Raw genomic sequence first — 9,476 nt, 5'->3', positions numbered from 1 at the left:
GCCATCAGCGCCGCCGGCAGCGGCGTGAGCGCCAGCGCCAACGGCGGCACCTTGACGCTGACCGCCGCCGACGGCCGCGATATCGTGCTGACCGAATCGTCGGCCGGCGCGCTGGCGTCGCTGGGATTGACGCCGGGCGCCAACAAGGGCGCGCTGACCGTCACCGAGGCCCCGCGTCCGGGCAACCACAGCTTGCGGATCAGCGGCGCCAATCCGGCCAAGGCGGGGATGACCGCCGGTTCGTCGGCGGCGGTGGTGATCGGGCCGCCGGACATGCAGTTGCAGGATATTTATTCGCCGGGCGAGCCGCCGATGGACTTGTCCACCCACAGCGGCGCCAGCGACGCGCTGGATTACCTCGACGGCAAACTGGCCGAGGTGGACGACGTCCGCGCCCAGCTGGGCGCGGTCAGCAACCGGCTGACGGCGGCCGCCAGCAATGCCGACAACACGGCGGACAACTTGTCGGCGGCGCGCTCGCGCATCATGGACACCGACTACGCGAACGAATCGGCGCAGCTCACGCGCAGCGATGTGTTGAGCCAGGCCGGCGCGGCGATCGTCGCGCAGGCCAACGCGCTGCCGAAGCAGGTGCTGCAACTGTTGCGCTAGGCCGGCCGTCGGGCGCCGGGCGCGGACACGTGGCCGACGTGGTAGCGCTGCGCCGCCGGGGTTTCGGCAGCCGCCTCATCGCGCCACAGGGCCAGCCGCGTGATTGTCCAGGTCACCGGCTCGAAGCCGATCACCACCGCCAGCGCGCCTTGCGCCAGCGCCTGCCGCGCATACGCCTGTTCCTGCGCGTGCCGTTCGGCCAGCGCCGCATGCGGCGAAATCGCCGCGCTGCTGCGCGTCGCAATGCGCGCCGAGCGGATGTCGCCGCCCACGGTCGCATGCCATGGCGTCCAGGTCTGCACCGACGGCCAGCCGAAGGCCCGCGCCACGCCGGCGAACGCCGGGCCGTTGAGAAAGCCATGCATGGCCTCCTCGTCGCGCCACAGATAGAACGGCGCATAGCTCTTCTCCGGCGTCTCCGCATGCAGGTAGGCCTTGAACACCAGGCCCGGCAGATCGTCCAGCAGCGGCCCCTTGGTGGCGATGCGTTCGCGCACCAGCGCCATGTCGTAGTCGGCCGGCAGCACAAAGCCGTACTGCATGGCGATCATGGCTGCGGCGCCAGCAGCGAGGCGGCCGGCAGGCCGCCGCCGAACGACCACTCGTCGCCCTGCGCGGTGGTGACCACCACCATCACGTCCTCCGGCCGCATGCCCGGCGACTCGGCCAGCTCGGCCACCAGCCGGCGGTAGAAGGCCTGCTTGACCGCCGTGCTGCGCGGCTTGCCGGTGGTGATGGCGATCAGCACGAAATCGTCCGAACGCGGGCCGCCGCCGTAGCTGCGGTCGAATATCAGTTCATGCGGCTCGTGCTGGTGGATGAGCTGGAAGCGGTCATTCTTCGGCACGTTGAACGCTTCCTCCATCGCGCGTTGCAGGCTGTCGGCCAGCGCGCGCAGATACTCGGGCGACTTCCCTTTCAGCAGAGAGATGCGGCTCATGGGCATGGTATGCCTCCTTTCGTGATTGACAGGACCACGATACAGCGCTAAGTTAATCCTGAAAATCAGGAATATTTTGATAAACAGTTCAATAAAACAGGATGGTTATGCGGCGCATCACCTTTGACCTCGACGTGCTGCGCACCTTTGTCACCGGTGTCGACATGGGCAGCTTCGCGCGCGCGGCCGACAAGCTGGGCCGCTCCACCTCGGCTGTCAGCGCGCAGCTGAAAAAGCTGGAGGACCAGCTCGGCACGCCGGTGCTGCGCAAGGAAGGGCGCGGCATGGTCACCACGCCGGCCGGCGAATCGCTGCTCGGCTACGCGCGCCGCCTGCTGGAACTCAACGATGAAGCGGCCACCGCCGTGCGCGGCGCCGACCTGGCGGGCAGCGTGCGGCTCGGCATCCAGCAGGACTTTGGCGAGCACGTGCTGACCGACGTGCTGGGCCGCTTCGTGCGCGTGCATCCGCGCGTGCGCATCGAGGCGCGCGCGGCACGCAATACCGAATTGCTGGAACTGCTGAACAGCGGCCGCCTGGACCTGGCGCTGGCCTGGGAAGGGGGCGCGGCGACGCCGCATGCTGTGGACGTGGGGCGCCTGGCCATGCGCTGGATCGGCGCGGCCGACGATGCGCGTCTCGCGCCGGCGCTGGCCCGGGCCGACGTGCAGGCGCCGTTGCCGCTGGTGGTGATGGACGCGCCCTGTGTGATGCGCAGCGCCGCCACGCACGCGCTGGACCAGGCCGGCATACCGTGGCGCATCGCCTTCACCAGTCCCGGCCTGTCCGGCGTGTGGGCGGCGGTGGCGGCAGGGCTGGGCGTGACGGTGCGCACCACCGTGGGCCTGCCGCCGTCGGTGCGCTTGCTGGAGACGGCGGCGCTGCCGCCACTGCCCGACATCGGCCTGCGCCTGTACCGCGCCGAGGCGGAACTGCATCCACCGGCGCAGCGCCTGCACGACATCGTGCTGCAGGCGGTTGTGACTATTGGATAGATTATCAGTCTTATAAATCTATAAAATTTCCCTTTGGAATTATTGTTGTTTAGTAAGAATCCAATTCACTTTAGGGAAAATAATGAAAACACTGAAATCCATCCAGCTGCTGGCACTCGCCCTGGCTGCGTCGGCACTGGCTGGCTGCGCCACCGAGAGTTCGCAAGCAGTGGCGGTGGCCACGGTGGCCAGTGCCGCCAAGCCGTATGCCGGTCCCCGCTCGCCGATCGCGGTGGGCAAGTTCGACAACCGCTCCAGCTTCATGCGCGGCATCTTCTCCGACGGCGTCGACCGCCTGGGCAGCCAGGCCAAGACCGTGCTGATCTCGCACCTGCAGCAGACCAACCGCTTCAACGTGCTGGACCGCGACAACCTGGCGGAAATGAAGCAGGAAGCCGGCTTCAAGCAGCAGGCGCAATCGATCAAGGGCGCCGACTTCATCGTCACCGGCGACGTGACCGAATTCGGCCGCAAGGAAGTCGGCGACCATCAGTTGTTCGGCATCGTGGGCCGCGGCAAGACTCAGGTCGCCTACGCCAAGGTCACGCTCAACGTGGTCAACATTGCGACGTCGGAAGTGGTGTACTCGACCGCCGGCGCCGGCGAATACAGCCTGTCGAACCGTGAGGTGCTGGGCTTTGGCGGCACCGCCAGCTACGACGCCACGCTGAACGGCAAGGTGCTGGACCTGGCCATGCGCGAGGCGGTGGACAAGCTGGTGGCTGGCGTCGATGCCGGCGCGCTCAACCTGCGCAAATAAGGAGGCCGCCATGCAAGCAACAATGATCAAGCGCGCCGGCCTGGTGCTGGCGCTGGCCGGCGCGGCTTTCCTGACCGGCTGCGCTTCGCCGCCGAAGACTTTGTACGGCTGGGACGGCTATCAGCCGCAGGTCTACCAGCAGTTGAAGGGCGAGAGTCCGGACCAGCAGATCGCCGAGATGGAAAAAGCGTTGCAAACCATCAGCGCCAAGGGCGCATCGGTGCCGCCGGGCTTCCACGCCCACCTGGGCATGCTGTATTCGCTCACCGGCAAGTCGGACCAGATGGTGGCGCAGTTCGAGGACGAGAAAAAACTGTTCCCGGAATCGACGGCCTATATGGACTTCCTGCTGTCGAAAGTAAAGAAGGGTGAAAAGATATGATCAAGCGACTCCTGAAACTGGCGGCCTGCGTGGCGCCGATGGTGCTGGCCGTAGGTTGCGCCAGCAACAAGCCGGCGGCGTATGACTACACCGCCTTCAAGGCCGCCAAGCCGCGCTCGATCCTGGTGCTGCCGCCGCTGAACAATTCTCCGGAAGTCAACGCCGGCAACAGTGTTTACGCGCAGGTGACTTATCCGCTGGCGGAAGCCGGCTACTACGTGCTGCCGGTGGCGCTGGTGGGGGAAACCTTCAAGCAGAACGGCATGACCGTGGCGGCTGACATCCATGCCCTGCCGCCGGCCAAGCTGCAGGAGATCTTCGGGGCCGACGCCGGCCTGTACATCACCATTACCAAGTATGGTTCGACCTATACGGTGCTGGACAGCGTGGTGGTGGTGGCGGCCGAGGCCAGGCTGGTGGACCTGAAAAGCGGCACCGTGCTCTGGACCGGCGCGGCCAGCGCCTCCAGCAATGAAGGCGGCAACAATGGCGGCGGCGGCTTGATCGGCGCGCTGGTGGCGGCGGCCGTCAAGCAGGTCATCAACAGCACCACCGACCAGTCGCATCCGATTGCCGGCGTGGCCAGCACGCGCCTGCTGTCGGCGGGCTATAACAACGGTCTGCTGTACGGCCCGCGTTCGGCCAAGTACGCTACGCAGTAAGTTCTTCCAGCGCTGCGGCGACGCGGTCGATGACCTCGTCCCAGTCGCCGTCGCGGCGCTGGCGGAACAGGCGCATGGAGGGATACCACGGGCTGTCTTCCCGCTCCAGCATCCAGCGCCAGTCGGGCGCGAACGGCAGCAGCAGCCACACCGGCTTGCCCATGGCGCCCGCCAGGTGGGCAATGGCGGTGTCGACGCAGATCACCAGATCCAGTTGCGCCACCAGCGCGGCTGTTTCGGCGAAATCGGTTTGTGCATCGGCATAAGCGCGCAGCGCGGGCGTGCGCGCCAGCAGCAGCCGGTCCGCTGCGCGCAGGTCGCGCTGCAACGATATAAATTCGCGGTCCGGCGTCAGCAGGCGGCACAGCTGCGCCAGCGGTATCGAGCGCTGGCGGTCGTTGTCGTGCTTGGGATTGCCGGCCCAGGCCAAGCCGATGCGCGGCAACCCGCGTGCGCCGAGCCGCGCCTGCCATTGCGCGCTGCGCGCCTCGTCCGCCTGCACGTAAGGCGCATCGGCCGCGAAGTTGCCGTGCGTGGCGCCGAGGGCCAGCGGCAGGCTCAGCATGGGGATATGGCAGTCGTATGCCGGCAGCGGCGAGGTGTCGGCCTGCGCCTCGGCGTGGAGCGAACCGGCCAGCAGCGGCAACAGCGCCGGCTGCACCCGCAGGATCACGCGCGCGCCTTGCGCCGCCAGTTGCGGCAGGTAGCGCGCCATGTGCAGCGTGTCGCCGAAGCCCTGTTCGGCGTCCACCAGCAGCGTCTGGCCGGCCAGCGGCGTGTCGCCCAGCCATCGCGCTTGCGCGGTGTGCCGGCTGTGGAAGGCGGACTTGCGGCAGCGCCATTCGTATTGCGGCAAGCCCTGCGCCAGGTCGCCCGCCAGCAGGCGGCACAGGCTTTGGGCAAAGTGCGCATCGATCATGTCCGGCTGCAGCGCCAGGGCGGCGTCGTAGCTGCGCAGCGCCTCGCCGAGGCGATTTTGCAGTTGCAGCGCGTTGCCCTGGTTGTACCAGGCCAGTGCGGAATCGGGCCGCAGTTGCAGCGCGCGTTCCAGGCACAGCAGCGCTTCGTCGCAGCGCCGCAGTTCGACCAGCGCATAGCCCATGTTGTTCCATGCGGTGGCGTTGTCACTGTTGAGACGCAGCGCGTGCTCCAGCAAGGGCAGCGCTTCCTGCGGCCGCTTGAGATCCGCCGACAGCAGCGCGGCGGCATTTTCCAGCGCCAGTTGATGGTCCGGCGCCAGCGCCAGCGCCTGCTGGATCGCCAGCAGCGCTTCTTCGTGGCGTCCCAGCTTTTGCAGCACCGCCGACAGGTGCACCTGCGCCAGCGCGTCCTGCGGATTGACGGCGATGGCTTGCCGGATCAGCTTGTGCGCCGACGGCAGGTTGCCGGTCTGGAGCGAGTAAACGCCCAGCATGTGCAGCGCGTCGAAGTGCTGCGGCTCGGCGCGGATGATCTGCAAGTACAGCGTGGCGGCGGCATCGAGCTCGCCGCGCGCATGCAGCGCGATGGCTTGTGCCAGCGTGTCGTTGGACGCCGTCATTTTGCCTGGATGCGCACGCCGGCCAGCTGCGCCACGCCGGACAAGGTGGTCTGCGCCGCGTTCAGGCCCAGCAGGAAGTCCTTGTCGGAATAGGTGTCGTAGTTGTCGGTCGGCTGGTGCCAGTTGGGATTCCAGCCGGCGCCGATCTGCTGGCCGCGCTCGTTCTCGCGCAGCGAAATCGATGGCACCAGGTTCATGAACGGCGTCGAATCCGTGTTGGTCATGTGGAAGCCGACGGCGGCCGGGTAGTTGGTGGCATACTTGTCGTTGGCGGCGCGGAAGGCCCAGGCCAGTTTGGCCGATCCTTCCGCCTGCGTCGAGACCGACTGGTACTCGATGTTGACGTCGGCTTCCAGGCGCTGTTCCGGCGGCGACACGTAGACGGTCTTGCCGCTGGCGTCCTGCTGCGGAATCGGCATGCCGTGGTCGTACATCATCATGTCGTGCTGGATCATGCCCAGCCACTTCGGCTCCGGATACCTGCCCGAGCCCTTGGGCGCTTCGACGCCCTGCAAATCCTTGCGCTGCTCGACGTAGGCGGCGGCGCCATTCAGGCCGGTTTCCTCGTTGTTCCACAGGATGAAGCGGATCGAGCGGTCGGTCTCCACGCCCGGCATGCTGAAGATGCGCGCCAGCTCCATCACCAGCGCGGTGCCGGAGCCGTCGTCGTTGGCCGCTTCGCCGAAGCCGATGCCGTCCATGTGGGCGCTGACGATGTACATTTCTTCCGGATGGGTCTTGCCGACCTTGGTGCAGTAGACGTTCTCGCGCGGCGAGGTGCCGACCGGCGTATGCTCCGCGTTCAGCGCGCGCAGGCGTTGGTCCGGCTGGCGCATCGGATCGGTATTGACGCCGGTGGGCATGCGGTTGCCGAACAGCGTGCTGCCGCCCTGGCCTGGCGGGCCGCCGGCACCGCCGCTCGGCAAGCCGGCCGCGCGGCGCGCTGCTGGCGCGTCGGGCGCCGCCTGGGTGAACTGATATTGCAGGCGTTCAGTATTGGTGCAGCCATAGGATTTGAGCTGCGCCTCGATCCAGTCGAGTGCGTTGCGGTTGCGTTGCGTGCCCTGGCGGCGGTCGCCGAATTGGGTCAGGCTCTTGATGGTGGCCTTGTACTTGTCCAGCGTCAGCTGTCTAACCAGCACGGCAATCGGATCGGCGGGCGCCGCGTCCTGGGCGAAGGCCAGCGGCGCGGCAAAGGCCAGCGCCAGGCTGAAACCTGCAACTACTTTCATGGAACATCCTTTATGGTCTGACGTGCCCGGATATTGTGCAGGATTTACAGAAAGTTTGCGAAGTAAATCTGTGTAAGCACGGCAACACACTTCGATACAAAACGGCAACAGCCAGCAATTTTTCAGACAAACACAATTGGGATGATGGCTTAACACCACGACCCCGTGTTCCCATGAAAATCGCTCTCCCTTCCGTCAAGACCAGCGGGTCTCGCCTCATGCGCAGCAGTATGTATTTGCTGGGCATCTTCCTGTTCTGTTTCAGCTACTGGCTGCACCGTTCGTTCGGCAAGCCGGATATCGAACAGATCACCTATCACATGAATTTCGGCGTCGAGCTGATGAACACGGTGGACCCGGCGGTCACGCACCGCTTCTTCCGCTGGTGCGTGCTGGCGCCGTTGGTCTTCTTCGCGCTGCTATGCTACATGGAGCGCCGTGGGCGCGGCGTGGTCGCGCGGCGTTCGCAGCGCTGCCGCGCCATCCTGTCGCGCATGAACAAATGGTTCCCGCTGCTGGTGGTGTTCAGCGCCACCATGTTCTGGATGTGCGACGTGTCGGCGTTCAAGTACCTGACCTCGGACTTCGGCCCGGACTACTTCGCCGCCAACTACGTGCCGCCGCGCTCGGTGCCGCTGGTGGCGCAGAAGCCGAAGAACCTGATCCTGATTTACGTGGAAAGCCTGGAGCAGGGCTACGCCGAGCGCAAGGTGTTCGGCCACGATCTGCTGGCGCCCCTGACCGATCTGCACGGCGCCAGTTTTTCCAGCTATGAACAGGTGCCGGGCACCGGCTGGACCATCGCCGCCGTCGTCGCCACGCAGTGCGGCGTGCCGCTGGAGCGCGTGACGCTGTTCGATCCGAACACGCAGGGGCAGGTGATCAACAACTTCATGAAGAATGCAGTCTGCCTGCCGGACTTGCTGGCCGAGCAGGGCTATCGCAACGTCTTCATGGGCGGCGCCTCGACCAGCTTTGCCGGCAAGGACAAGTTCCTCAACCAGCACCACTATCATGAAGTGTACGGCCGCGAGGAATGGATCAAGAGCGGCGTGCCGGAGAGCGCGATGAACGGCTGGGGACTGTACGACGGCGACCTGTTCAGCCGCGCCAAAACCAAGCTGCGCGAACTGTCGGCCAGCAAGCAGAAATTCAACCTGACGCTGCTGACGGTCGACACGCACGAACCGGAAGGCCATTTGTCGGCCAGCTGCGCGCAGCGCGGCTTTGCCGGCTTTGCCGGCGTGATCACCTGCACGGCGGCGGAGGTGGCGGATTTTGTGCGCTATGCCAAGGACAACGGCTACCTGGAAGACACCAATATCGTCATCCTCGGCGACCACCTGTCGCGCAAGAATCCGTTGACCGAGCAACTGGAGGCGCTGCCTGACCGGACGATCTTCAACAGCTTCATCTCGGCCGAGGCGCCGGCGCCGAACCGCAAGCAGTTGCTGCACTTCGACCTGATGCCGACCATCCTGGAATTCACCGGCTTCTCGCTGGCGGACGGGCGCATGGGACTGGGCTATAGCGGCTTCAATGCGCATCCGCTGCAACCACCCAAGGACCGCTTCACCGACATGGACAAAAGCCTGATGAACCACTCGGACCAGTACATGGCCTTGTGGTCGGATGCGGAGTCGGACAACTAGCGTCGCCCGGCCGCGCAAGTTGTCAAGCTTGCGCAAAGCCGCGTAGAATGCACGCAACGCGGGTGTAGTTCAATGGTAGAACGGCAGCTTCCCAAGCGTGCGACTCGAACCGGGTCAAGGTTAGCTATAACCTCTGTGCCACGCGATCACGCGAGTGATCACCACCATCGCGGTGGTTGTACAGAAACATAGCTCTAAGGAGGATACGTCGCGAGATGTATCGACGGCGAAGGCCGTAGCAGTAATTGTTCTACCTCTTGAAAAAGAGGGATGGAACCTGAGGTTCAGCCCTCAGTAGCCTAGGAGCGGTGCGTCGCTGGTAACGGCGGGGTGCTAAGCGCTCTGACAACGTAGCCACCCTTCGGGGTAGGCCGTATCCCGTGAGGGAAAGGCGTGAGTTCAACAGTTGCAGTTGAACGAGGCGCTAGGCTGAGTTGGATGGTTAATGTAATGTGAACTGCTGTTAAACGTCGTAAAGCTGGACGAGCCGCTTGCAATGGTTACAGGGCTCGATGTGATCGGATGTTCGTTTGCTTGGTGCGGACACGCTGACATGAGTATCACCGGCGAAAAGGCAGAACCGTCCCAACTCTGTTACTGATACGGAACGAGGTAAGCCTGATGTGGCGTCTGGCCAGTCTGGCAGACAAGGATGATCGCAAGATGATCTGATGCCGTAGCAGGTAGAGGAAGATGGAAAA

The 9,476-nt window shown here is 65.1% G+C and carries 10 protein-coding genes; 6 read left to right on the top strand and 4 right to left on the bottom strand.

Features of this window, described 5'->3' with window-relative positions:
- On the top strand, positions 1-612 hold a 612-nt coding region (locus GJ695_RS12880; protein ID WP_267874265.1), incomplete at its 5' end, for a flagellin.
- On the opposite strand, the gene GJ695_RS12875 is transcribed toward GJ695_RS12880, so the two are convergent.
- Together GJ695_RS12875 and GJ695_RS12870 are read right to left on the bottom strand one after the other, a co-directional pair.
- Positions 609-1,163, bottom strand: coding sequence for a DUF4865 family protein (locus GJ695_RS12875; RefSeq protein ID WP_154365282.1), 555 nt, complete (start codon positions 1,161-1,163; stop codon positions 609-611). The genes GJ695_RS12880 and GJ695_RS12875 overlap by 4 nt on opposite strands.
- The gene (locus GJ695_RS12870) at positions 1,160-1,558 is read right to left on the bottom strand and encodes a tautomerase family protein (RefSeq protein WP_154365280.1); all 399 of its coding nucleotides are present in this window, start codon (positions 1,556-1,558) and stop codon (positions 1,160-1,162) included. Before GJ695_RS12870 ends, GJ695_RS12875 begins: the two co-directional genes overlap by 4 nt.
- 101 nt (positions 1,559-1,659) lie before the next feature.
- Between GJ695_RS12870 and GJ695_RS12865 the strand changes: the two genes are divergently transcribed.
- The 4 genes from GJ695_RS12865 to GJ695_RS12850 all read left to right on the top strand — a co-directional run bounded on the left by GJ695_RS12865 (position 1,660) and on the right by GJ695_RS12850 (position 4,351).
- Positions 1,660-2,547, top strand: coding sequence for a LysR substrate-binding domain-containing protein (locus GJ695_RS12865; protein ID WP_154365279.1), 888 nt, complete (start codon positions 1,660-1,662; stop codon positions 2,545-2,547).
- A gap of 82 nt (positions 2,548-2,629) precedes the next feature.
- Entirely contained in the window at positions 2,630-3,307 is a 678-nt protein-coding gene (locus tag GJ695_RS12860) for a CsgG/HfaB family protein (RefSeq protein ID WP_154365277.1), read from the top strand.
- A gap of 10 nt (positions 3,308-3,317) precedes the next feature.
- Positions 3,318-3,689 (top strand): DUF4810 domain-containing protein, encoded by a 372-nt coding sequence (locus GJ695_RS12855; protein WP_229260420.1) that lies wholly within the window; start codon positions 3,318-3,320, stop codon positions 3,687-3,689.
- Positions 3,686-4,351, top strand: a complete 666-nt coding sequence (locus tag GJ695_RS12850; protein ID WP_154365275.1) for a DUF799 domain-containing protein — start codon at positions 3,686-3,688, stop codon at positions 4,349-4,351. The genes GJ695_RS12855 and GJ695_RS12850 overlap by 4 nt, the downstream gene beginning before the upstream one ends.
- Here the strand turns inward: GJ695_RS12850 and GJ695_RS12845 are convergent.
- On the bottom strand, positions 4,341-5,891 hold the full coding sequence (locus GJ695_RS12845; protein WP_154365273.1) for a tetratricopeptide repeat-containing glycosyltransferase family protein: 1,551 nt from the start codon (positions 5,889-5,891) through the stop codon (positions 4,341-4,343). The genes GJ695_RS12850 and GJ695_RS12845 overlap by 11 nt on opposite strands.
- Positions 5,888-7,123: a M20/M25/M40 family metallo-hydrolase gene (locus GJ695_RS12840; RefSeq protein ID WP_154365271.1), complete on the bottom strand. Its 1,236-nt coding sequence runs from the start codon at positions 7,121-7,123 to the stop codon at positions 5,888-5,890. The genes GJ695_RS12845 and GJ695_RS12840 overlap by 4 nt, the downstream gene beginning before the upstream one ends.
- 218 nt (positions 7,124-7,341) lie before the next feature.
- Between GJ695_RS12840 and GJ695_RS12835 the strand changes: the two genes are divergently transcribed.
- Positions 7,342-8,775, top strand: coding sequence for a sulfatase-like hydrolase/transferase (locus tag GJ695_RS12835; protein WP_166455397.1), 1,434 nt, complete (start codon positions 7,342-7,344; stop codon positions 8,773-8,775).
- Positions 8,776-9,476: the final 701 nt, after the last annotated feature.

Origin of the sequence: Duganella alba, assembly GCF_009674495.1 — a bacterium.
Taxonomy (GTDB): Bacteria; Pseudomonadota; Gammaproteobacteria; order Burkholderiales; family Burkholderiaceae_D; genus Rugamonas; species Rugamonas alba.
The sequence above is the reverse complement of the archived record's forward strand: the minus strand, read 5'-3'. Positions and strand labels throughout refer to the sequence as shown.

What these genes read in the sequence shown, in the direction of transcription:
- GJ695_RS12870 (WP_154365280.1), bottom strand. Translation starts at nt 1,558, where the DNA reads ATGCCCATGAGCCGCATCTCTCTGCTGAAAGGGAAGTCGCCCGAGTAT.
- GJ695_RS12860 (WP_154365277.1), top strand. Translation starts at nt 2,630, where the DNA reads ATGAAAACACTGAAATCCATCCAGCTGCTGGCACTCGCCCTGGCTGCG.
- GJ695_RS12865 (WP_154365279.1), top strand. Translation starts at nt 1,660, where the DNA reads ATGCGGCGCATCACCTTTGACCTCGACGTGCTGCGCACCTTTGTCACC.
- GJ695_RS12855 (WP_229260420.1), top strand. Translation starts at nt 3,318, where the DNA reads ATGCAAGCAACAATGATCAAGCGCGCCGGCCTGGTGCTGGCGCTGGCC.
- GJ695_RS12875 (WP_154365282.1), bottom strand. Translation starts at nt 1,163, where the DNA reads ATGATCGCCATGCAGTACGGCTTTGTGCTGCCGGCCGACTACGACATG.
- GJ695_RS12845 (WP_154365273.1), bottom strand. Translation starts at nt 5,891, where the DNA reads ATGACGGCGTCCAACGACACGCTGGCACAAGCCATCGCGCTGCATGCG.
- GJ695_RS12835 (WP_166455397.1), top strand. Translation starts at nt 7,342, where the DNA reads ATGCGCAGCAGTATGTATTTGCTGGGCATCTTCCTGTTCTGTTTCAGC.
- GJ695_RS12840 (WP_154365271.1), bottom strand. Translation starts at nt 7,123, where the DNA reads ATGAAAGTAGTTGCAGGTTTCAGCCTGGCGCTGGCCTTTGCCGCGCCG.
- GJ695_RS12850 (WP_154365275.1), top strand. Translation starts at nt 3,686, where the DNA reads ATGATCAAGCGACTCCTGAAACTGGCGGCCTGCGTGGCGCCGATGGTG.